Genomic DNA, 20,347 nt, shown 5'->3' on the forward strand with positions numbered 1-20,347 from the left:
CGATATTATTTATTGATTCTATGTCATTCCTGCGAAAGCAGGAATCCAGCTTTCTAAACAAATTATATACTAATTAACCGCTATTGCCTTTTCTTTATCTTTTAATCTAATAGTAGCAAGCTCTAATAAATATTAGTCATCTAAAGCTTCAATAATTTGCTCATATAATTCAGCTGGAATTAGATAAGCAGTCGGTTTATTATGATTTAATAAGGCAACAGGCTCACCACTTGCCTTATCCAATAATGCAGTAGGGCTTTTTTTAAATTCTGATATACTAACTGCTAGATTTGCATAAATATGTTCCATTATTGACTCCAAGTAAACGAAGAAAGTTATACGAAGATCAACTTGGAAAAGAGCAAGGAGTCTGCAAGACTAGGAACGGAGCGTATCCTTAATACGTGGCTACCTGCGAACTTATTTAGACGACGTAGCCAGTTTTTTAAGTTCATTGAGGATACCTATAATTAATACTAATTATAGGCTATCATTTTATCTTTATCAAGAAAATCACCTTAAATCGCCGATATTCTCTAAAAACAACCTAGCTCGATGCGATGCCGGTTTATTAAAAAAATCCTCGGCAGGCTGATTTGCTAAAATCTGTCCTTGATCCATAAAAATAACACGATCCGCTATTAATTTTGCAAACTTCAAATGGTGCGTGACCACTACCATGCTCATTTGAGCTTTTAATAAATTTATATTCTCTATAACATCTTTAATATTTTCAGGATCGAGTGCCGAAGTCGGTTCGTCGAATAACAAAATTTTCGGCTTCATCATTAAAGCCCTTGCTATTGCGGTGCGTTGCTTTTGCCCTCCTGATAGGCTTGCCGGATATGAGTCAAATTTTTGCGTTAGCTTAAATTTTGCAAGCAATTCCTTTGCCATAGAAATTGCCTGTTCTTTTGGCAAATTTAAAACATTTACCGGCGTATAGATTAGGTTTTCTCCTACCGTTAAATGCGGAAATAGATTAAAATTTTGAAAAACCATACCAACTTTTAAAAGAAGCTTTCTTCTATCTTTAAGCAGTAGCTTCTTCCCGTCTACCAAAAAAGTACCGCTACTTGGTTCTTCTAAATTATTTAAAATTCTAAGCAGAGTAGTTTTACCGCTTCCCGAAGGACCGATTATTACAGTAGTTTCCTTAGTAGTAAAACTTAAATCAATATTCTTAATTGCGTAATTCTTGCCATAACGCTTACAAACTTTTTCTAAAATAATCATAAACTAGACCGTAAATTTATAACCGTCATAAAGCGGCTTAACGTTATTTGGAAGTATTTTCGTAATCTCATGATAATCTATTGTGTGTCTCATATTGGTTAATAATATCTGCTCAGGTTTATATTTTTCACGCCATTCTAGAACTTTATCAAGCCCTGCATGATTCGGATTTGATTTATAATCCATACAATCTAATATCCATATTTTTATATCTTTTAAAAATTTATCTGATTCAGGAGGAAAATCGATTAAATCGGGCGAATAAACGAAATCACCTATACGTAAGCCCAAGCTATCTATAGGACCGTGATGCTGTCTAAAAAATTGTATTTCGATAGTATTAATCTTAATTTTATCAAAAAAACTAACAGATTGAGTTGTGAACAGTCGCCCAAGCTTAAATAAATTATTGTTAAATAGATAATCAAATTTTGTATAGAGCTTTGCCGTACTATCGTGATCTGTATAGATTTCAAATGGCTTGCCTTGCATAAAAGTAAATACTCGTAAATCATCGATGCCGTTAACGTGATCGGAATGATAATGTGTTAATATAGCACAATCGAGCTTATTTATCTTTTCTCGTAATAGTTGATTTCTAATATCAAAACCGAAATCAACTAATATTTGACTATTTTCATCGTTAATATATATTGCTGATCTAGTCCTTTTATTGTACTTTGAAGGAGATGTGCAAGTACTACAATCGCACCCGATCACCGGTACGCCTATAGATGCTCCACACCCAAGTATTGTTACTTGTAACATAAATATTTAAAATAATGTTTGAAGTTTTTTATAATTTTTGCGGCTTAAATCAAGAAATATTCTTATTTTTGAATAAAATTACTAATATCGGCTTTATACCTTATTTTTTTAAAATAATTTCGTTTTGTTTTAATATCGCTAATTTCGCTTTAATATATATTTTATACTGTATATATTTTTATATTCAATTAAAGAAAACCAAAAATGATAAGAAGCGGCAAAATAAATTCTGGCACAATTATAATAAGTTAGTTGAAATCGGTATAATATATGGGGTATTCGGTTTAATTTTTACCGCTCTTAAATTTTCAGTTAATTTCCCTCGCCCTTATTGCAGTCTTCCTGTAGATAGTTTCATGACCATAATAAATACTGCAAACGAAAGATGCTTTTCAAGCTTTCCAAGCAGCCACGCAGCTCTTAGCGTGTTAGTAACGTATTTTGCTTGGAATTATACAAAATTACCATTAAAAATCTTAATGATTTGTGTTATTATGCTCGTGTCTTTATCTCGCATAAGCCTTGCTATGCATTACCCAAGTGATATAATCTACGGCATTATTATTGCATTTATAACAATACTGATAGGTAAGTTAACTTATCACATCTTTGCAAATCATATAATAAGAAAGATCGGGGATTGTCTATTAATGAGGCAGTAATTAAGAAAAAACATATAAAAAACTTGTTTTTTAATCTTGAAAGTTTTTAATATGCACGCTACAATGTAGCTACATTATTGAAAGAAGATTTTTATGTCTGCTGATTCTATTGTGCGAGCCCGTATTAATGAAGACGTGAAAGAAGAAGCAGCTTTAGTGCTTGCTGCTATGGGACTTACTTTATCTGATGCTGTTCGTATGCTGTTATTTCGTGTTGCTCGTGAAAAAGCATTGCCGTTTGAGCCACTTATCCCAAATGATGAAACAATTAAAGCTATGAAAGCTGCAAGAAGCGGCAAATGAGTTCATGTTGGTAATATCAATAATTTGTTATCTGATTTAAATGAGAACGATTAAATGTACTGCACAGTTTAAATGTGGAATAAATTTGGATGATATTTTACTGAAAGCAGTTAGATACTTGGTTGCTGATATAACATGATCTATACATATGAGAGATCATGCCCTTATAGGTAATTGGAAAGATTGTAGAGATTGTCATATTAAACCGGATTTAGTATTAATTTATAGAAAACCCGATGCTGACACATTGGAGTTAATACAATTAGATTCACACAGTACACTTGGTTTTTAATTATTTTGAAATGAACCGGGAACGAGTTCCCCCAAAAACCATCTAACCATCCATAGTACTGGACAGTTTTTGAAAAGCGTTTGATATCGCTCCTAGCTAAAAACGAGAATGACATCAAAAAACCAAACAAACATTATGCTACTATACCAAAAATACTTTATAAAAAATATCTTACCGCTGCTTATAGTCGTTACTTTTTCAGTGACTAGTATAGTATGGATAACGCAAATATTAAAACTTTTATATTTATTTGATAAAGGTATAAAAGTTATGGACTTCTTCAGTTTAATAGTTTTAGTACTTCCTACTTTATTATTTATTCTGTTACCGGTAATAATCGTTATTACCGTGATCTATATCTATAATAATTTAAAAGTCGAGCGACAATTAATTATATTACAAGCTTCAGGAGTTAATAATGTACAGCTAGCACTGCCTGCTTTATATGTCGCATTAATAGTTATGCTACTTGCTTATTATATATCTTCTAACATCCTGCCGTTATCTCATATAAACTTAAAATCACGTTTAAACTTTATAAAGAATAATTATATCTCAAGTATGATTGAAGAGAAAACTTTTAATAAAGTAACGAAAGATATCACTGTTTTTATAGATAAAAAATCAGCAGGAAATATTATGAACGGCGTAATAATATTTGATAATCGCAACGCTGATAACCCATCAGTAGTATTTGCGGGTTCAGGTACTCTTAATATATATGATAATAGCCCGATTTTTGAACTTAATAAAGGCATAAGACAAGAATATGACGTAAACGGTAATTTAACTCAGTTAACTTTCGATTCTTTAATGATAAAACTGCAAAATGATAATCCTTTAGTATCGCAAAGAACTAAACATAATAAAGAAGCAAACGAATATTATATAAGCGAATTACTTGCCCCTCCTCATGATTTAGCCATTACTAAAAAAATTAAATTAATTGCTGAAGCACATCAAAGAATAATTTGGCCTTTATACAATTTTGTATTACCTTTTGTAGCACTTGCAGTTTTTTTGAGATATCCTTATAGCAAAAAAACAACGTTTATGCCGGTATTATTTTCTACCTTAACAGTATTGCTAGTTACTTCAATTCATTTTATATTACAAAATTTTGCTTCAAAAAATCTAGATTTTATTTTTGCTTGTTATTTCAATTTGGTTATTGCTTTAACGATAGGATTATATTTATTTGTACGTAAAAGAATATAAATTTATTAGACTACTTTATTCCAAGCTCCACGAGGATTTTGAGTAAAACAATCTATTTTGTTTTCCTGTCCGGTAAATTTATTTATTTTAACTGTTAATTCTTTTAAATCTTCCGGTAAATCAGTTATTATAATTATCCTTTTGAAAACTCTTATATACTCTTTTGCTTGTAAAATTTTTCCTGTATCTGTAGGCGAAATAATAACAAGCACACTAGCATTATTAGGATTTTGTAACTCATCGGTAATATAAATCGGCTGTTTTTCAGGCTGCGGGTCAAGTTTACTACCGTGAGGTATAAATTGCTTACGTGAATAAGTCCAAAGATTTTTATTGAGCATTTCTTGTTGATCTGCATCTGCAGTTAATATCACACTTTTAAGATCAGAGTGATAGCATTTTTCTATCAGAAGCAATATCGATTTTAGAAGCAATTCATCGCTTGTTTGATAAATACTAAATTGCTGCATAAAAATTTTATGTTATTTTTTATGAGAAAATTTAAGTGGTACGGATGAAGGGACTTGAACCCCCACGCCTCACGGCACAAGAACCTAAATCTTGCATGTCTACCAGTTCCATCACATCCGCGTATGGTAATGCCATTCCTGTAAAAGGGTGGCCTTGTTGCATGGATTCTATGTCATTCCTGCCTATGCGGGAATGACATCAAAGTATTTCCATCAAAAAGTTATAATACACATCATATAATTTTTGTAAATCGCTAATTTTTGTGTATTCGTTTATTTTATGTGCCGTTTCGGATAATAAACCAAACTCTACTAACGGACAATAATTTTTGACGAATCTTGCATCCGACGTACCGCCACTTGTAGAGAATTCAGGCTTTATTTTAAGTGTATGCTCTACTACTTTAGCAAATTCTTTTATTTTATCGCTAGGGTTCTGAATAAAACTTTCAGCAGAACTACTATATTCTAATTTATAATCTACTTTATATTCTTTACAATGCTGTTTAATAATTTCTTCTACCTGTTTTGCTAAAGTTTCTGCACTATGTAAATTATTAAAACGTATATTGAAAGATGCTTCCGTACTTGCCGGAATTACATTTGAAGTATTATTACTGACCTCGATATTCGTTACTTCAAGATTTGAACGTTGAAAAAATTCAGTACCTTCATCAAGTTTTATATTTGTTAACTCATTCAATATTATTATTAAGCAAGGCAATGGGTTATTTGCTTTATGAGGATAAGCTACATGCCCGCTTAAGCCTTCTATATTTAATTTAAAGTTAACACTTCCTCTTCTGCCAATCTTAATTGCATCGCCTATTTCTTTTTCACAAGTAGGTTCACCGACAATAGCAAAATTTATCTTATATCCTTGATCATAAATATATTGCAGCATTTCTTTAGTACCATGCTTTGCTTTTCCCTCTTCATCACTAGTAAGTAAGAAACTAATGGAACCTTTAAAATCGGTATTATTTTTTATAAAATCTAAACTGGCAGCTAGAAAGCACGCTATAGCCCCTTTCATATCCACCGCACCTCTGCCATATATCTTACCATCTTGCTGGCTAACTTTAAATGGCCTCGCATTATGCCAAAGCTCATGATTGCCTGCCAACACTACATCTACATGACCAACAAAGCAAATATTAGGCTCATTGCTACCGAAAACAGCATAAAGATTAGTGACTTGCTCACTTTTAGAATCACCGAATATTTTTATTTCGGTCTTAAAGCCGTGTTGTTTAAGCAAATCATTAATATACTCAATAGCCCCATCGCTCTTAGGAGTTACAGACTTAAAACCAATCAAATCTTTTAAGTAGTTAATGTACATCAATTATTGCCGAGAATTTAATGTGGTTTTTAGTTTGTTTTCAAATTGTTTTATATAGTTTTTAAGGTTGTCAATCTTACTTTGATTATTATCAAGCTCTGTTACCATTTTTTGCTGTTCTTCAAGAGGCGGGATAGGAATTTGTAAATCCTCTAAATCTTTCAAATAAACGTGAGGTTGACCTGATCCAGCTTGCTTTTGGTATATTATATTTTGCTGAGATTTTAAAATAAAATATAGATATTTAGTTAACAATAGTTTTTCATTAATTGAATAAATTACGTTACAATCTGAAGTCCACATTGGTGAATTATGATACCAAATATATCCAGCATATGCTCCCGATGAAGAAATAATGATTATGTTACCGTTAAAATTATATTGATTATGTGAATAAGGACTAACCCGACCAGCTGCTATTACTGGAATATCCCGCTTAATTGCAGTATTAATGTTAATCATTTTACCTTTTTTACCTACTATTAATGTTGTATACCCCTTATGCTCAAGAGATAAAATATTACTTTTTAATTTATTGATAACGATATCGCCAAATTTAACAATTTCCCATTGTTTATTTATTTCAAAATAAGGATGCCAATTATCTATTATCTGTTTTACCCCCTATATTATCTTTTGATAGCTATTCAATTCTTCAATAATTTTCTGTTGTTTTCCTAGAGACAGAAGAGGAATATAAATTGAGTTTATATGTTCTCTATTTAAACCAGGCTGAGCACCTTTATTATAAGCTAAGTTCTTATTAATTTGATTTTGAATTATATCGCTATTTAAACAATAAAATAAATAAGATTGATGTATAACCTCTAAAAATATAAACATGTTCATTAACCATTACTTCTATTTGCGGTAAAATTTTATCATCTACAAAACACACTTTACCCGTTAATGCTCCGTCTTTACACATTAAAATATCATTGTTTTTCACCAATCCTTTTTTAGCTATTTGATAAAAATCGAGATCTATAAAAGGAATTTTAGATAAATTTAATTTTCCATCCGCGCCTGTTTAAATCATTTATACCGACAACTTTTCTTTTTTTATTGTCTAGACGTAACGCCGATATTCTTAACCTCATAAAACCAATATTCTTTTTGATTATTCGGTTTATGTACATCGATAAAATAAAGTATTGACGTTTTTACTCCTGTATAAGGTAAAAAAGTACCTTGCGGTAGAGAGATAACGAGTTACAGCTTTGCTTTTGATAGTAAAAATTGACGAACAGCAGCGGTGTCTTTTCTGAATAGGAACCCTTCAGGTACTACCAATGCCATTCTACCACCCTCTTTTAAATTTTGCAGGCAATGCAAAACACAAGCAGCATCACCGTTATTTTTTGCAATGCCTTTATTAAAAAGAGAAGTTATATGATATTCTGTTATAGTTTTGCCGTTTTTGCTAGTTTTTTTAGTAAAAGTTTGAGAAAATGGCAATTAGTAACAATTACATCACACTTTAACTGCTGATCAGTTAAGGGTTTAACATCATTAGGGTTCTCAAGACTATTTATTTACTGAATTCCGCTATGTCCGTCACCATGCAAAATCATATTCATCTTAGCGATTCTAGCGGTTTTGGTTAACTCTCGCCCATATAATGTATTAAATCTTAATTTTTCTAAATCTTCATCGGTATTAATTATATTATTTTCTTTGATATAATTAAAAGCTTCAGTTAAGAACCCACCGGTACCAAAAAAGGATCATAAATTGTTTCTTTAAATTTAGGATCAACCAAATTAATAATGGTTTTAACGATATTTCTCGGTATAAAATATTCGCCTAAATCATTTTTCCGTTGATGTAGTTTTTTCTAAGAAATACTCGAATACGTCGCCTTTTATATCTGTATCTATCGTAGATAAAATAAGAGGATCAATTGCATCGATAATGTGGCGGAGAGTAATGTAATTGCCTAGAGAAATAGGCGTAAAAACATCATCACCGTATTTATTCTTAATTTGTTCTATAACATAGCTATTAATGTAACCGATAATATCATCGTTTGATTGTGCTTTGATATTATTCCACCAGGATTTTTCGTTGTTTTCACTTAATAATTTTAAGAATAATATATTTGCAAATTCGCTAAACCTTTCTATTTCTGCTCGGAGCCCTTCATTTCTTAAAAGATTATTCAAGTTTTTAAATATCGATATTAATTCTTCACGTGATACTTTAATTTCTTTCGGTATAGTCCAAATTTCATTACTGCTTGCTTCTAAAAAAGCAGATAATAATTTTTTTTCATTTAGTAATTCCCTTACTTCATCACCGTTTAATATAAGCTCTTTATTATTAGCAACAAAACGAGCTTCGCAGTAAGCTCCATTCATTGCGAACACTATAGGTACATCAAGCAATTTTGCATATTCCGTTGCTTGATCTAAAGCTTGCCTTAAATCCACTCCTGTTTTTTTGCTTCTATTATTGCAATAGGTTTATCATTATTACTTTCATATAAGATATGATCCGGTCTTTTTCCTTTTAATCTTTCTGTTCTGTTTTTGATTTTGGTTTTTGGAAATAAACATTCTTTTTAGTATCATTATCTATATGCCATCCCTTATTTACAAGGTTATTGCTGATAATCCATTCGGTTTGCTGTTCTGCTAACATAAGAATTGCTTAGATATTTTTTTGTAATTAATAATTATATCTTCTTACACTTATTATACAAGCTTATAAAAGTACAAAAAACAACTTTTATAGAGTTAGTTAATGACGGTCTCATGACTTTCTTCTTTTATTAATAGGTTTAGAGATGAAATTTCACCTAGTAGAAGGTGAACATAAAAATATAATATTGCCTGCAGCGGCAACCCTTGGAGGTGTGGTAATTCCTGTCTTAATATACATGTTTTTTAATTACGATAAACCGGGATTAATAAAAGGATGGGCTATTCCTATCGCAACTGATACTACTTTTGTTCTTGGTATGTTATCTTTTTTCAGCCGACATATATCTTTAGAATTACGAGCTTTTATTATAGGTTTCTCATTAATTGACTATGCTTTTGAGTTAATTATACTAGCTTTGTTTTATACTAAAACAATCAATACTCCGGCACTATTAATTTCCTCTATAATTATATTCATCTTGTTTATATTGAATTATCGACAAGTTAAACAATTATTTTATTATATAATTGTAGGTTTATTATTATAGATTAGTATGGTGGAGTCAGGTATTCACGATACCTTATGCAGAGCCATTATAGCACTTTTTATACCTGTTAATATAAAAGGAGAATTTAACACTTCTTTTAAAAAACTTGAAAACTTAACTTGTCCTTTTGTAAATTACCTTATTTTACCGCTTTTTGTATTTATGAATTCCGGTATCCTTTTAGAATATTTTGCATTTAAAGGCATTTGTTCCAACTCAATACTTGCTTTAATTTATGGGATAATATTTGGTTTATTTGTAGGTAAGCAATTAGGTATTATGCTATTTTCATATCCATTTGTAAAATTTAAACTCTGTAATTTACCAAGTGATACTTCATGGTTAAAATTTTATTCTATAGCTATACTTGAAGGGATTGGATTTACCCTAAGTTTATTTATAGGTAGTATTTTACGTTTGAGAGCAGCTGCCCTTCAAACTCTATGAGAGCTGCAGTAATAATAGGCTCTTAATTTCTGCATTATTTGGCGTAGTCGTTCTAAAATATTGAACTGGAAAAGAGTAAAGAAGCAAATTAAACGAGTATACTCATTAAATAACGATGATAGGATTTTAATAACACATCATATTTTTGTTTGGAAAAAACAGGATATGGTACTATATAGATAGTATTAGAAGAATGAATCGCTTTTTCAAGCTTATTTAGCATAAAAGGCATATTATAATTATGCTCTACTAAAATTATTGAAGTAAGATTGTAAGTTACAATAAAATCAACCACTTTCTTAATATTATCTTCTTCAGACATTATTTTATTTGAAGCAAATATTACCTGCTGTTCTATAACATTACGTTCCTTTAACAAAATTTTTAATTGCTCTGTAGATTCTATACCAGTAATAAATAATATAGGTGCATAACCTGCCTTAAGCCAAGCAATACCGGTTTCAATTTTATGTCCTCCTCCTGCAAATACTATTATTGCATTAGTGGTATTACTATTAAGCTTATAAGAATTTATTAAATATAAATAATAACCAAAACCACCAACCCAAAGAGCAAAAATTGTGAGTAAACATTTTCTGATCATTTAAATATTTTATTAAATTCAATTTGAATAATTTTATCAAATTCAGACATTTCAATATGAATCCCTAACTGATTTAAAGATGTTACTAAAGAATTTTCAAGTCCACAAGGAATAATCCCACTAAACTTACTTAAATCTGTTGAAATATTTATAGCTACACCGTGATATGTAACCCATTTTCTTACTCTAACACCTATTGCAGCAATTTTAGCAAATTCATCTTTCCTTACTTTTACCCAAATTCCTACTTTATCTTTAATAATATATGCTTTAATTCCAAAATAATTTAAGCTATTTATAATCCATTCTTCAAGCATTTTTATATATAGCTTTAAATCTTTGTGTCGATTTGGTGAAGCTAAATTAAGAATTGGATAAATAACACGCTGACCCGGTCCATGAAAAGTAAATTTACCGCCACGTCCTGTGTAAATTACCGGAATATCACCGTAATTTAATAATTCTTCTTGTTTATAATTAGTACCGGCTGTATATACTTCCGAATGTTCAACTAAATAAATAATTTCCGGCTCATGATCACTAATTACTTTGTTAACGTAATCTTCCATTAATTTCAAAGTAACTTGATAATCCGCAAAATCTGGTATAGTTATAAATCTTATCATATTAATTCAGATTTATATTTCAATATTAATGCATCTAAAATTGCTATGGTTTCAGCATCCAAATCGCCAGAAAAATTACTAGGACGAAAATGCATTTGAAACGAAATTATAATATCTTTCATTTTAGAGTCTAAAATTTCGGTAACTTCAAGTTTATAACCGTATGTAATAAATTTTTGCTGAATTGCTGCAATATCGGTTATGTCGACTTGCGGCAATAGATCGTTAAACACCTGTTCATCATACCAAGCTCCAATATCGTTATCATATAATAGTTTCCAAGGAAATAACGGGCCAGGGTCCTGTTTTCTACCTGGAGCAATATCAGAATGCCCAACTACTCTAGTAGGTTTAATATCATATCTAGCAATAATCTGTTTACACAAACTTATAACACTATTAATTTGCCTTTCCGAATAGGGTAGCCAAACTATATCATTGTTTTTTGCATTTACTTCAAAAGCAGGATTTACGATTTCAATACCGATTGATGTATCATTAATACGCTCATGACCTTGCCAGTAACTTACTCCAGCATGCCATGCTCTATCACGCTCTTCTACTAATTGAAATATATGTTCAGGGTTTTCATTGTTTATTAAATAATGGCTACTTAACTTTTCACCGGTTAGAAAATCTAAAGACTGCTTAAAATCACACTGTGTATAATGTAGCACTAGGAATTTAATACGTTTATCAAATCCCACAGCTCTATAAGATGTTTTATCGATTACTATCATATATAAAAATTTTAAAGGATGTCACCTATTGTATGTTTTTTCTATATAATTCTTGTGAAAGCTTGCTTGCATGGATCGGTAAATCGTCATTGCGAGAAGAATTACACAGTAATTCGACAAAGCAATCTCAGGAAGTTTGTTATTATTTCATGAGATTGCCACACAGCCTACAGCTACTCGCAATGACGATTTGGTATCTATATTAAAGATAGTCCCAGTATGACAAGAAAAATTTTGATGGTGCCGGATATCGGATTTGAACTGATGACCTACCGCTTACAAGGCGGTTGCTCTACCACTGAGCTAATCCGGCATATTAATATGATTATAGAGAAGAGATATGTGCTGTCATACCCGTGGCTTGACCACAATATCTAGAAAAATAACTTGTAATAGTCAAATTTACTAAATCCCGCAATCAAATAGCGGGAGATGACAGGGGCTGAATTGATCCACACAGTCAATGCCTGCTCGCAATGACGAAAATACACTATAAACTAAGCTTCTTTAGCTTCCTTTTTACTTAGTCTAGCTTTGCGGTTTTTTGCTTTCACTTCCATTTCCTTTTTAACTTTCTCAGGAAGAGTAACACCCGCTTGCTCAATAAATTTTGCGACTCGCTCAGTTGGTTTAGCACCGGTGCCAAGCCAATATTCTATACGATCTTTTTTTAAAACAACACGCTCACTATTATCTGAAGCAAGCATTGGATCATAAGTTCCGACTTTTTCTAAAAAGTCACCGTCACGAGGTGCTGTTGCGTTAGCTACTACTACACGGTAAAAAGGACGCTTTTTAGCACCGCCTCTAGCTAAACGAATTTTTACTGCCATATATATTACTTACAATTATTTTATTTTTTCTTCTTTAAAAAGAACATGTTTTCTAACTACTTTATCATACTTACGAAAAGAAAGCTTCTCGGTTTGGGTCTTCGGATTACGTTTCTTTACCCAAAAAACACCTGTGCCGGCAGTACTTACTAGCCTTACCAAAACATTTTTATTTTTCTTTGCCATTAGCTGACACCTTAAATCAAGATATTATTTTATAATTCTAAGAAAAGTAGAATAAAACGAAATTGAAAAATAGTCAAGTAAAAACTAGGCATTGCAAAATAAAGAGAGATACGTCATTGCGAGCGACTAAAAGGAGCGTGGCAATCTAGTTTTAATTTCACGAGATTGCCGCACTCCTTTTAGTCGTTCGCAATGACGCCAATTTTTCAAATTAAACAAGTTACCGTCCAAATAAGCGTTCGATATCCTTAAGCTTCAACTCAATATAAGTAGGTCTGCCGTGATTACATTGACCTGAAAGCGGCGTATTTTCCATTTGACGCAGTAAGGCATTCATTTCATCTGCCGATAATTTTCGTCCTGCTCTAATAGAGTAATGACAGGCATAAGTTTCCGTTACATGCTCGATTAACTCTGTCAAAGCTATATTCTTGCCAAAATCCGATAAATGATCGGCGAGATCCTGAATTAACTTTTGTACGTTTACATCTCCAAGGATATTTGGAATTTCAGTTACTATAATAGATTTTTCGCCGAATTTTTCTAGAGTTAAACCAAGTTTATATAGTTTTTCTCTATGGTCATATAAACAATCTGCTTTTTTTTCATTTGGCAGTTCTACTATCTCAGGGATAAGCAAACGCTGTTTGATTAACTCTTCCGTTTTAAGGTAATCTTTTATTTTTTCATACCCTAAACGTTCGTGTACTGCATGTTGGTCGGTAATCACTATACTATCTTCGGTTTGTGAAATAATATAAGTCGTATGAAGTTGTGTTTTAGCTACCCCAAGTTTATATTGTTTATGGGTTTGCTGTTCATGTTCTATACAAATTTCTACTTCTTGTTCTATTTTAGCATGTGATAATGTATCGATTAATTTTTGACAAACATGATTTTGAGGAACTGTATTAAGTGTAGAATGAGTAGTAGGTCTATAATCTGCCGATTTACTATTAACATTTATAACTTTACTTACTGGCGATTGTTTGTTAACTAAAGGATTTTTAAATAACTCAAGAGCATCAGAGGCGATAGTAGTAGAAGTAACATGGCTTTTATTTGTTAAAGCATTTTTAATTGCTTCTATTAATAAGTTTCGCACATAATTCGGGTCATGAAACCTAACCTCTGCTTTTGCCGGATGTACGTTAACGTCAACAAGTTGCGGATCGATTTGTAAGAATATAGCACATAGCGGATAACGATCACGAGCTAAATAATCTTGATATGCTACCCTTAAAGCTACCTGTAATAATTTATCTTTTACTGGTCTATTATTAATAAATAAAAACTGATCTTCACTTGAAGCTCTATTATATGTCGGGCTACTAGTATAGCCGCAAATAGAGAAATCAGGTGTTTTGAAGTCTATATAAGCGGTGTTTTTGATAAAATCATCACCTATTACATCAATTATACGCTGTTTTAGGTTAGTTTCAGCATCTTTATTTTGTCCCTTTAATTTTAATAAATTCTTGCCGTCATGTGTTAAACTAAAAGAAATTTTAGGATGTGCTAGAGCGATTTTCTTAACCACATCTACAGTTGCTGCAAGTTCTGTTTTATCGGCTCTAAGAAATTTTAAACGTGCAGGTGTTGCAAAAAATAAATCACGTATCTCTATTTTAGTACCTTCATTATGCACAGAAATAGTAACTTGTTTTTCATTGCCACCGATTAACTTAATCTGAAATGCTTTGTCGGCATCTCGTTTTTTAGAAGTAATTAGCATTTTGCTAATAGCAGCAATAGACGGCAGTGCTTCACCCCTAAAACCAAAAGTATTAATATTTAGAAAATCGCTTTCATCAAACTTAGAAGTTGTATGACGTTCAACAGCAATTTCTAATTCCTTATCAGTCATACCGATACCGTCATCGGAAATAATGATTAGATTTTTACCGGCACGTTCTAAAATAATATCTATTTTAGTACTACTTGCATCAACAGCATTTTCAACTAATTCCTTTACTACCGATGCGGGCCTTTCTATAACCTCACCGGCAGCAATTTGGTTGATAGTACTTTCTGACAGAAATTTTATAGTCATTTTGTTACTAGTTTAAATTTCTTACTACAATATGGGCAGATAACTTCCTTTTTTTTTTTATCTATCTCTAAATAAACTTTCGGATGGTCATATGGAGGTTCTTTGCCCTGGCAAGATACAGATGCATCAACGCTATTAACAATTTCCATAGATTTATACATTATTTCTTTAAATGTAATCTAATATAAGTTACTTTTAAATAAAAGACAAATATTACTTGATTAAATATGTCATCCCGTGACTTGATCAGCTTTGTTGCATGGTTCTAATTTTCTTGTCATTGCGAGGAAATTACGTAAGTAATTGACGAAGCAATCTAGTGCCAAAGTTCTGAGATTGCCAAGCAGCCTATGGCTCTGCTCGCAATGACGATTTAGCTGGCTGGTACAAGCCACGGTATGACAGTGCATATTTTATAAGGAGATAAAAATGAAAGACAAAGTAGCAGTTATTACCGGTTCTACTAGCGGCATCGGGCTTGAGATAGCAAAACATTTTGCAAAAACGGTTTTGCAAAAGAAGATGAAGTAGCCACAATTTCAACAGAATTGAAAGAACTTGGGGCAAGGGCTGTATTTTATCAAGGAATAAATTTGGAAAAACCTGATGAAATTCATTCTATGTTTGAGAGGATAATAAAAGAATTCGGTAAAATAGAAATATTAGTAAATAATGCATCGATGAATTTCCTGAAGATAAATGGGAGCAAATTTTGCGTATAGATTTAATAGCATCTTTCTATACTACAAAATACGCAATACAGATTATGAAAAAAACGGCTTCAGGCGAATTGTTAATATCGCTTCTACTCATGCATATGTCGCATCACCTTTCAAGTCGGCATATGTAGCAGTAAAGTACGGTATCCTTGGGCTTACCAAAACCGTTGCTTTAGAAGTGGCTGAGAATAATATTACAGTTAATGCTATCTGTCCCGGTTACGTCAACACACCATTAGTAAGGAATCAAATAGCAGATACTGCTAAAACTAGACATATCAGTGAAGAATCAGCGTTAAGGGATGTAATCCTTAAATCTCAAGCTACGAAAAAAGTAGAAGCTAATGAAATAGCAAACTTAGTAATATTCTTATGTGACAAAAAAGCATCATTAATAACAGGTAGTGGACTCTTGATAGATGGCGGCTAGATGGCACAGTAGTTTTTAATTCTTAATATTTGTTATTTATTGAGAAATAACAAACAATAAAAACTTCTTGCAAAAATTTAATTTACTCTTTTACACTTGAAATAAACCACAATTTATTCAAGGAGGAATTTATGCCAGAAAAAAACATCTACATTTTTAAACTGAAGAAACTGAATTAAATAGAGTAAAATGCCAAATTAATTCATTTTAAAGATGAACTGGGCAGCCCCATAGATGGGCAATTAGTTATAGGAGAAGTTGAAGAAGTAAAAGAAAAAGAATTTTCTAGACCCGTAGAAGTTGAGGTAAAGCGTAATTTGGGTAAGTTTAAAAAAGCTCTAGCCTATCTTGGAATTATTAAAAAGTAGTAAGCAAAGAAGAGAAAATTATAGGCACCCATGAATTAGGCAATTTTACTAATGATAAGAATTCTATAGAGAACTTTTTAAACAACCTAGATTTCCATGAAGAAAAACTTTACGCATATGATCTTAGTGGTACAAAAGTTGGAGAAGTAGGTGATTTTATTTAGAAGGTAAAGCTTTACAAAATCAGTTTATACAAAAAGGTATCGGAGTTTACCATTTAAGTATTGCTACAGACGTAAAATATTTTGATAAAGATTTGAAGTATTAAGACTTCAAAAGGTGTTACGAATATTAACACAAAGCCCGTAAAAAGTGCTCTTAAAGGTAGCAGAGAAGCTGCAAAAATAGGAAAAAACTACGAAAACAACAAGAAGAACAGAAATTTGCAGGAATTAAAAAGCCAAAAGGAGCTAAACTTACAAAAGTAGGAATTCCGGTACCACTAGAGGATAACTAGTTATAAGTGCTTGACCATTATAACGTGTATATTATAATAATAATGACCAAATTAATATGTACGTTATAATAGTCATAATAAATTATGACTATTATTTAGCCTTTTGCATGTCTAATGTTTGTATTTGAGCTTGTGTCTCAAAGTCATTTGGCTCTAATTCTAATGCTTTGTTGTATGATTCAAGAGATCAATCGTATTTGCCTAATTTTTTCAAAGTAAGGCCTTTATTAAGAAGTGCTTTATAATCATTGATATTTAATTTAAGTGCTGCATCATTTTAATGCTAAATTATATTTTTAAGAATTCCTAAAACTATTCCTTTATTCATGTAAACTCTAAAATCATCAGGATTAAGCTGTATTGTTTTATTATACATTTTAACAGCTAAATCATATTTTTGAAGCCTACTCAAAATTGTTCCTATATTATAATATATGTCAGAATAATCTAAATCGTCATCATGCCTATATGTGAGTGCTCTATCATATGCCTCAAGAGCTGCTTCGTAATTTCCAAGTTCATCGAATAATTTACTCTTATTAAAATAAGCATCGGAATAATTAGGATCAATTTCAATTGCTTTATTGTATGCTTCAAGTGTTAGTTCGTATTTTTCAAGCTTTCTTAATATTTCTGCTTTATTGTTATAAGCATAAGGATGACTTGGATCTACTTCGATTACCTTATTATAAGCTTCTAAAGCTAAATCGTATTTTCCCAACTGAATTAATACCGCTCCTTTATTAAGATAAGCCTGAAAATGATTAGGGTTTAGTGCAATTGCTTTGTTATAAACTTCAAGGACCAACTCATATTTTTCAAGAAATCTAAGTCCCAGTATGCATCATTCGGATTTTGTTTTATAGCTTTATCACATTCTGCTAATTCTTTTTCAAAATCATTTGCAACTGATTCAGGTTGTTTATTAAACAAGAACTTATAACCACAAAAACATATTACTATCACCACAAGAATTAAAATGCCGACAATTAAATATTATAAATTACACTTTATAAATGATGTAACTTGTCTATAATAACTAATTATAGTAATTAAGTTATTTAAAGCTCGATGAATAATAGGTCTAAGTTCATTTTTTTATCTGCTATTTCAGGTAATGTACTCGAATATTATGACTTTACGGTATATTCAGTTTTTTCGCTGATTATTGGACAAGTTTTTTTTCCAGACAAATCAGAATTCATTAGAATTCTTCTAAGCCTTGGAGTATTTGCGGTTGGCTTTCTGACAAGACCGATAGGAGGCATATTATTCGGTTATATCGGTGATAGATACGGTAGACGTATCGCTTTAATAATCTCGATGCTAGGTATGACTATTCCGACCTTTATTATGGGTCTCATACCCTCATATGCAAGTATTGGGATTTATGCCCCTATAACTCTAGTTATAATGCGGCTTATTCAAGGTTTATGTATTAGCGGTGAAGGAACAGGAGCGGCTATTTTTATCCTTGAACATCGTCAAAATTTAAGACCGGGTTTTACGGCAGGTTTTGTACATGGTTCAAATATCGCCGGTACCTTAATTGCAACATTTATCGGTATTATAATAGAACGTTATTTCTCTCATATAGATTTTGCTTGGCGTTTTGCTTTTCTGCTTGGCGGATTTATGGGTCTTGCAGGATTTTACTTGCGATTGCGCGTATCGGAAACACCGATTTTTAAAATGCTTGAGAAAAAGAAACAAATTCTTAAAGCACCTTTTTCCAATGTAATTAGAACTGCTTGGAGATCGATGTTTTTAACTATGTGTATAGGTGCCATCGCTAGCAGCGTTATGTATTTAGTAAAAACATATATAAATGTTTTCTATTATAATGTAATGCATCTTAGTAATACTATTGCTTTATCATATTTAGCGTATAGTTCGTTTATTGCGATGATAGCGATGCCGCTTGCCGGCGGTACTGCCGATATTATCGGAAAATTTAAAATGGCAATGCTTGTTGGTATTGCTATCTTGATATTGATTTTACCGACCATGTTACTTATGTCGACAGAAGAGATGTGGCAACAAATTATAGCTCTTACAATGCTTGGTATGCTTGCAGGAAGCATAGCAGGTACAGCTTATATACTCGTTATATCCTTGTTTACGGCAGAACAAAGATTTACCGGTGTTGCTTTCAGCTACAATTTTGCAATAGCAATATTCGGCGGAACTTCACCTATTATTTCTCGTTGGCTTGTAGAGCGCACAGGCTTATTTTATGCTCCGGCTTTTTATATTATGATTATTGCTGCCGTATTTTTAATGATTATGTATATGATGAGGAAAGTAATTAAATCGTTGCTTAATAATTATGAACATAGAAAATAAAGAAATAACAAGTAGTTGGTTTACTAATTTACGTGATTTATTGTGCAAAGAATTTGAAAAAATCGAAGAAGAATATGCACAAACCAAAGGTTTAAAACCGGCTAAGTTTGTACGCTCAAGCTGGCAACGTAACGGCGGCGGTGGCGGTGTCATGTCTCTCATGAAAGGAGCAGTATTTGAAAAAGTCGGGGTTAATATATCTACCGTATTTGGTAAAATTTCTCCCGAATTCCGCAGCGAAATTCCAGGAGCAGAGCTAGACGGAAAATTCTTTGCAACAGGCATTTCATTAGTCGCACATCTTAAATCGCCGCTAATTCCCGCTATGCATTTTAATACTCGTTATATAGAAACTTCTAAAAGTTGGTTTGGCGGCGGTGGCGATTTAACACCTTTTTATCCGGAAAAAAACGAAACTGTAAAGTTTCATGCAGCTTTTAAAGAAGCGTGCGATAAGTATGATTCTAGCTATTATCCTAAATTCAAAAAGCAATGTGATGAATATTTTTATCTAAAGCATCGAAAAGAGCCGAGAGGAGTAGGCGGAATATTCTATGATTACTTAAATAACGGTAATTTTGAACAGGATTTTGCCTTTACACAGGACGTAGGTAAGGCTTTGTTGTCGGTATATCCTGAAATCGTTAGAAGTAAGTTATTTTTACCTTGGACAGCTGAGCAGAAAGAATACCAGCTTATAAGGCGAGGTAGATATGTAGAATTTAATTTGCTATATGACCGTGGTACTAAATTTGGCTTAATGACCGATGGAAATGTCGAAGCAATATTAATGTCATTGCCACCTGAAGTAAAGTTTAATTGACTTTTTTAAAATCATAACCGGAATGGCAAAATGCTATTTCGGTGTGTTGAAACTTCTGTCAAAAGTGAGAGTATTTTCCACAAAACCAATGCAATCCTTGGTTTATAGTGAAATGCATTGAATTAGATGATATTTATAAGAAATGTTTTATTTTTTTAACCAACCCATTTACGATATGAGATATATTATTTAAAAATTAAAAAATGTCACCTAATTCAATGCATTTCA

Annotated in this window: 25 protein-coding genes, 2 tRNA genes and 4 pseudogenes; 9 read left to right on the forward strand and 22 right to left on the reverse strand. The window is 31.8% G+C overall.

Annotated features, from left to right (window positions below):
• Nucleotides 1–69: 69 nt before the first annotated feature.
• The 3 genes and pseudogenes from TENJIKU01_RS01695 to TENJIKU01_RS01705 form a co-directional block, all read right to left on the reverse strand.
• Nucleotides 70–309: pseudogene (locus TENJIKU01_RS01695) on the reverse strand (type II toxin-antitoxin system Phd/YefM family antitoxin).
• A 204-nt stretch (nucleotides 310–513) separates the two neighbouring features.
• Nucleotides 514–1,236: an amino acid ABC transporter ATP-binding protein gene (locus TENJIKU01_RS01700; protein ID WP_064428971.1), complete on the reverse strand. Its 723-nt coding sequence runs from the start codon at nucleotides 1,234–1,236 to the stop codon at nucleotides 514–516.
• A gap of 3 nt (nucleotides 1,237–1,239) precedes the next feature.
• Nucleotides 1,240–2,004 carry an MBL fold metallo-hydrolase gene (locus tag TENJIKU01_RS01705; protein ID WP_064428972.1) on the reverse strand — a complete coding sequence of 255 codons (765 nt, stop codon included), beginning with the start codon at nucleotides 2,002–2,004 and terminating at the stop codon, nucleotides 1,240–1,242.
• A gap of 14 nt (nucleotides 2,005–2,018) precedes the next feature.
• Here TENJIKU01_RS01705 and TENJIKU01_RS01710 point away from each other — a divergent pair, with 14 nt between their 5' ends.
• From TENJIKU01_RS01710 to TENJIKU01_RS01720, 4 genes and pseudogenes are all read left to right on the forward strand, one after another.
• Entirely contained in the window at nucleotides 2,019–2,666 is a 648-nt protein-coding gene (locus TENJIKU01_RS01710) for a phosphatase PAP2 family protein (protein ID WP_064428973.1), read from the forward strand.
• Between the two features lie 93 nt (nucleotides 2,667–2,759).
• Nucleotides 2,760–2,969, forward strand: coding sequence for a type II toxin-antitoxin system RelB/DinJ family antitoxin (locus TENJIKU01_RS01715; protein WP_064428974.1), 210 nt, complete (start codon nucleotides 2,760–2,762; stop codon nucleotides 2,967–2,969).
• Between the two features lie 40 nt (nucleotides 2,970–3,009).
• A pseudogene (locus tag TENJIKU01_RS10545) lies at nucleotides 3,010–3,261 on the forward strand (type II toxin-antitoxin system YafQ family toxin).
• Nucleotides 3,262–3,396: 135 nt separating this feature from the next.
• A complete protein-coding gene (locus tag TENJIKU01_RS01720) occupies nucleotides 3,397–4,479 on the forward strand; it encodes an LptF/LptG family permease (RefSeq protein WP_064428989.1) in 1,083 nt (360 codons plus the stop codon).
• 5 nt (nucleotides 4,480–4,484) lie between these two features.
• Here TENJIKU01_RS01720 and TENJIKU01_RS01725 read toward each other — a convergent pair whose 3' ends face one another.
• From TENJIKU01_RS01725 to TENJIKU01_RS10110, 10 genes and pseudogenes are all read right to left on the reverse strand, one after another.
• On the reverse strand, nucleotides 4,485–4,949 hold the full coding sequence (locus TENJIKU01_RS01725; RefSeq protein ID WP_064428975.1) for a DNA polymerase III subunit chi: 465 nt from the start codon (nucleotides 4,947–4,949) through the stop codon (nucleotides 4,485–4,487).
• A 36-nt stretch (nucleotides 4,950–4,985) separates the two neighbouring features.
• Nucleotides 4,986–5,070, reverse strand: a tRNA-Leu gene (locus tag TENJIKU01_RS01730).
• 78 nt (nucleotides 5,071–5,148) lie between these two features.
• On the reverse strand, nucleotides 5,149–6,294 hold the full coding sequence (dapE, locus tag TENJIKU01_RS01735; RefSeq protein ID WP_064428976.1) for a succinyl-diaminopimelate desuccinylase: 1,146 nt from the start codon (nucleotides 6,292–6,294) through the stop codon (nucleotides 5,149–5,151).
• A 3-nt stretch (nucleotides 6,295–6,297) separates the two neighbouring features.
• Nucleotides 6,298–6,906 carry a restriction endonuclease subunit S gene (locus TENJIKU01_RS09430; RefSeq protein WP_371440155.1) on the reverse strand — a complete coding sequence of 203 codons (609 nt, stop codon included), beginning with the start codon at nucleotides 6,904–6,906 and terminating at the stop codon, nucleotides 6,298–6,300.
• A 153-nt stretch (nucleotides 6,907–7,059) separates the two neighbouring features.
• A pseudogene (locus TENJIKU01_RS09095) lies at nucleotides 7,060–7,243 on the reverse strand (hypothetical protein); the annotation flags it as partial.
• A gap of 263 nt (nucleotides 7,244–7,506) precedes the next feature.
• Complete coding sequence (locus tag TENJIKU01_RS10095; RefSeq protein ID WP_255374163.1) at nucleotides 7,507–7,752, reverse strand: N-6 DNA methylase; 246 nt, start codon at nucleotides 7,750–7,752, stop codon at nucleotides 7,507–7,509.
• Between the two features lie 77 nt (nucleotides 7,753–7,829).
• A complete protein-coding gene (locus TENJIKU01_RS10100) occupies nucleotides 7,830–7,976 on the reverse strand; it encodes a hypothetical protein (protein WP_153019849.1) in 147 nt (48 codons plus the stop codon).
• Between the two features lie 17 nt (nucleotides 7,977–7,993).
• Entirely contained in the window at nucleotides 7,994–8,089 is a 96-nt protein-coding gene (locus TENJIKU01_RS10105; RefSeq protein ID WP_153019850.1) for a hypothetical protein, read from the reverse strand.
• A 16-nt stretch (nucleotides 8,090–8,105) separates the two neighbouring features.
• Nucleotides 8,106–8,726, reverse strand: a complete 621-nt coding sequence (locus TENJIKU01_RS09440; RefSeq protein WP_227779839.1) for a hypothetical protein — start codon at nucleotides 8,724–8,726, stop codon at nucleotides 8,106–8,108.
• Between the two features lie 79 nt (nucleotides 8,727–8,805).
• Nucleotides 8,806–8,937: a hypothetical protein gene (locus tag TENJIKU01_RS10110; protein ID WP_255374164.1), complete on the reverse strand. Its 132-nt coding sequence runs from the start codon at nucleotides 8,935–8,937 to the stop codon at nucleotides 8,806–8,808.
• A 145-nt stretch (nucleotides 8,938–9,082) separates the two neighbouring features.
• On the opposite strand from TENJIKU01_RS10110, the pseudogene TENJIKU01_RS07145 reads away from it, so the two are divergent.
• Nucleotides 9,083–9,934 (forward strand): annotated as a pseudogene (locus TENJIKU01_RS07145) (Na+/H+ antiporter NhaA).
• Nucleotides 9,935–10,022: 88 nt separating this feature from the next.
• Here TENJIKU01_RS07145 and TENJIKU01_RS01775 read toward each other — a convergent pair.
• The 8 genes from TENJIKU01_RS01775 to TENJIKU01_RS07150 all read right to left on the reverse strand — a co-directional run bounded on the left by TENJIKU01_RS01775 (nucleotide 10,023) and on the right by TENJIKU01_RS07150 (nucleotide 15,137).
• Nucleotides 10,023–10,538: a YdcF family protein gene (locus TENJIKU01_RS01775; protein ID WP_064428979.1), complete on the reverse strand. Its 516-nt coding sequence runs from the start codon at nucleotides 10,536–10,538 to the stop codon at nucleotides 10,023–10,025.
• A complete protein-coding gene (gene lipB, locus TENJIKU01_RS01780; RefSeq protein WP_064428980.1) occupies nucleotides 10,535–11,164 on the reverse strand; it encodes a lipoyl(octanoyl) transferase LipB in 630 nt (209 codons plus the stop codon). Before lipB ends, TENJIKU01_RS01775 begins: the two co-directional genes overlap by 4 nt.
• A complete protein-coding gene (locus TENJIKU01_RS01785; RefSeq protein WP_064428981.1) occupies nucleotides 11,161–11,904 on the reverse strand; it encodes an N-acetylmuramoyl-L-alanine amidase in 744 nt (247 codons plus the stop codon). The genes lipB and TENJIKU01_RS01785 overlap by 4 nt, the downstream gene beginning before the upstream one ends.
• Before the next feature lie 238 nt (nucleotides 11,905–12,142).
• A tRNA-Thr gene (locus tag TENJIKU01_RS01790) sits at nucleotides 12,143–12,217 on the reverse strand.
• 184 nt (nucleotides 12,218–12,401) lie between these two features.
• Nucleotides 12,402–12,737: a 30S ribosomal protein S16 gene (rpsP, locus tag TENJIKU01_RS01795; protein WP_004997078.1), complete on the reverse strand. Its 336-nt coding sequence runs from the start codon at nucleotides 12,735–12,737 to the stop codon at nucleotides 12,402–12,404.
• Between the two features lie 15 nt (nucleotides 12,738–12,752).
• Nucleotides 12,753–12,923, reverse strand: a complete 171-nt coding sequence (gene rpmG, locus TENJIKU01_RS01800) for a 50S ribosomal protein L33 (protein ID WP_004997072.1) — start codon at nucleotides 12,921–12,923, stop codon at nucleotides 12,753–12,755.
• A gap of 220 nt (nucleotides 12,924–13,143) precedes the next feature.
• The gene (gene mutL, locus TENJIKU01_RS01805) at nucleotides 13,144–14,976 is read right to left on the reverse strand and encodes a DNA mismatch repair endonuclease MutL (protein WP_064428982.1); all 1,833 of its coding nucleotides are present in this window, start codon (nucleotides 14,974–14,976) and stop codon (nucleotides 13,144–13,146) included.
• Nucleotides 14,973–15,137 (reverse strand): zinc-finger domain-containing protein, encoded by a 165-nt coding sequence (locus TENJIKU01_RS07150; RefSeq protein WP_010977913.1) that lies wholly within the window; start codon nucleotides 15,135–15,137, stop codon nucleotides 14,973–14,975. Before TENJIKU01_RS07150 ends, mutL begins: the two co-directional genes overlap by 4 nt.
• A gap of 387 nt (nucleotides 15,138–15,524) precedes the next feature.
• Between TENJIKU01_RS07150 and TENJIKU01_RS09445 the strand changes: the two genes are divergently transcribed.
• Both TENJIKU01_RS09445 and TENJIKU01_RS09450 read left to right on the forward strand, forming a co-directional pair.
• On the forward strand, nucleotides 15,525–15,698 hold the full coding sequence (locus tag TENJIKU01_RS09445; protein ID WP_255374165.1) for an SDR family NAD(P)-dependent oxidoreductase: 174 nt from the start codon (nucleotides 15,525–15,527) through the stop codon (nucleotides 15,696–15,698).
• The gene (locus TENJIKU01_RS09450) at nucleotides 15,676–16,125 is read left to right on the forward strand and encodes an SDR family oxidoreductase (RefSeq protein ID WP_227779841.1); all 450 of its coding nucleotides are present in this window, start codon (nucleotides 15,676–15,678) and stop codon (nucleotides 16,123–16,125) included. Before TENJIKU01_RS09445 ends, TENJIKU01_RS09450 begins: the two co-directional genes overlap by 23 nt.
• A 1,108-nt stretch (nucleotides 16,126–17,233) precedes the next feature.
• Here the strand turns inward: TENJIKU01_RS09450 and TENJIKU01_RS01820 are convergent.
• Nucleotides 17,234–17,758: a tetratricopeptide repeat protein gene (locus TENJIKU01_RS01820; RefSeq protein ID WP_082894462.1), complete on the reverse strand. Its 525-nt coding sequence runs from the start codon at nucleotides 17,756–17,758 to the stop codon at nucleotides 17,234–17,236.
• 263 nt (nucleotides 17,759–18,021) lie between these two features.
• On the opposite strand from TENJIKU01_RS01820, the gene TENJIKU01_RS01825 reads away from it, so the two are divergent.
• Both TENJIKU01_RS01825 and hemF read left to right on the forward strand, forming a co-directional pair.
• Nucleotides 18,022–19,296, forward strand: coding sequence for an MFS transporter (locus tag TENJIKU01_RS01825; protein WP_064428984.1), 1,275 nt, complete (start codon nucleotides 18,022–18,024; stop codon nucleotides 19,294–19,296).
• Nucleotides 19,280–20,119, forward strand: a complete 840-nt coding sequence (gene hemF, locus TENJIKU01_RS01830) for an oxygen-dependent coproporphyrinogen oxidase (RefSeq protein WP_064428985.1) — start codon at nucleotides 19,280–19,282, stop codon at nucleotides 20,117–20,119. The genes TENJIKU01_RS01825 and hemF overlap by 17 nt, the downstream gene beginning before the upstream one ends.
• Nucleotides 20,120–20,347: the final 228 nt, after the last annotated feature.

It is taken from the genome of Rickettsia sp. Tenjiku01 (genome assembly GCF_001653015.1).
Lineage (GTDB): Bacteria > Pseudomonadota > Alphaproteobacteria > Rickettsiales > Rickettsiaceae > Rickettsia > Rickettsia rickettsii.

Bases quoted from the DNA above. Each gene is read 5' to 3' on its own strand.
- lipB (WP_064428980.1), bottom strand. From the start codon at position 11,164: ATGATAAGATTTATAACTATACCAGATTTTGCGGATTATCAAGTTACT.
- TENJIKU01_RS01700 (WP_064428971.1), bottom strand. From the start codon at position 1,236: ATGATTATTTTAGAAAAAGTTTGTAAGCGTTATGGCAAGAATTACGCA.
- TENJIKU01_RS10110 (WP_255374164.1), bottom strand. From the start codon at position 8,937: ATGTTAGCAGAACAGCAAACCGAATGGATTATCAGCAATAACCTTGTA.
- TENJIKU01_RS01715 (WP_064428974.1), top strand. From the start codon at position 2,760: ATGTCTGCTGATTCTATTGTGCGAGCCCGTATTAATGAAGACGTGAAA.
- TENJIKU01_RS07150 (WP_010977913.1), bottom strand. From the start codon at position 15,137: ATGTATAAATCTATGGAAATTGTTAATAGCGTTGATGCATCTGTATCT.
- TENJIKU01_RS01705 (WP_064428972.1), bottom strand. From the start codon at position 2,004: ATGTTACAAGTAACAATACTTGGGTGTGGAGCATCTATAGGCGTACCG.
- mutL (WP_064428982.1), bottom strand. From the start codon at position 14,976: ATGACTATAAAATTTCTGTCAGAAAGTACTATCAACCAAATTGCTGCC.
- TENJIKU01_RS01825 (WP_064428984.1), top strand. From the start codon at position 18,022: ATGAATAATAGGTCTAAGTTCATTTTTTTATCTGCTATTTCAGGTAAT.
- TENJIKU01_RS09450 (WP_227779841.1), top strand. From the start codon at position 15,676: ATGGGAGCAAATTTTGCGTATAGATTTAATAGCATCTTTCTATACTAC.
- TENJIKU01_RS01710 (WP_064428973.1), top strand. From the start codon at position 2,019: ATGTTTGAAGTTTTTTATAATTTTTGCGGCTTAAATCAAGAAATATTC.
- TENJIKU01_RS01785 (WP_064428981.1), bottom strand. From the start codon at position 11,904: ATGATAGTAATCGATAAAACATCTTATAGAGCTGTGGGATTTGATAAA.
- dapE (WP_064428976.1), bottom strand. From the start codon at position 6,294: ATGTACATTAACTACTTAAAAGATTTGATTGGTTTTAAGTCTGTAACT.
- rpsP (WP_004997078.1), bottom strand. From the start codon at position 12,737: ATGGCAGTAAAAATTCGTTTAGCTAGAGGCGGTGCTAAAAAGCGTCCT.
- hemF (WP_064428985.1), top strand. From the start codon at position 19,280: ATGAACATAGAAAATAAAGAAATAACAAGTAGTTGGTTTACTAATTTA.
- rpmG (WP_004997072.1), bottom strand. From the start codon at position 12,923: ATGGCAAAGAAAAATAAAAATGTTTTGGTAAGGCTAGTAAGTACTGCC.
- TENJIKU01_RS01775 (WP_064428979.1), bottom strand. From the start codon at position 10,538: ATGATCAGAAAATGTTTACTCACAATTTTTGCTCTTTGGGTTGGTGGT.
- TENJIKU01_RS01725 (WP_064428975.1), bottom strand. From the start codon at position 4,949: ATGCAGCAATTTAGTATTTATCAAACAAGCGATGAATTGCTTCTAAAA.
- TENJIKU01_RS01720 (WP_064428989.1), top strand. From the start codon at position 3,397: ATGCTACTATACCAAAAATACTTTATAAAAAATATCTTACCGCTGCTT.